The 221-nt window shown below is 67.9% G+C and carries 1 pseudogene; it reads left to right on the forward strand.

From position 1 onward, the window contains the following. Positions 1–100: 100 nt before the first annotated feature. Positions 101–221, forward strand: a pseudogene (locus tag MFF64_RS37575) (aconitase family protein); the annotation flags it as partial.

Genomic DNA, 221 nt, shown 5'->3' on the forward strand with positions numbered 1-221 from the left:
GTTGTCTGGGCGCGACGGTGGCGGTGGTGGGTGGAGCGGTGTAGAGGGTGGGGGCGTGGGGGGCGGGGTCTTGTGACTGGCGCTTTCCCTCTTCGGTGTCAAGAAGGTCGTCGGCAAGTTCGTCGAGTTCTACGGCCAGGGTGTCGCCGCCACCTCCCTCGCCAACCGCGCCACCATCGGCAACATGTCGCCGGAGTTCGGCTCCACCGCCGCGATCTTCC

The organism is Methylobacterium frigidaeris (assembly GCF_022179185.1).
Taxonomy (GTDB): domain Bacteria; phylum Pseudomonadota; class Alphaproteobacteria; order Rhizobiales; family Beijerinckiaceae; genus Methylobacterium; species Methylobacterium frigidaeris.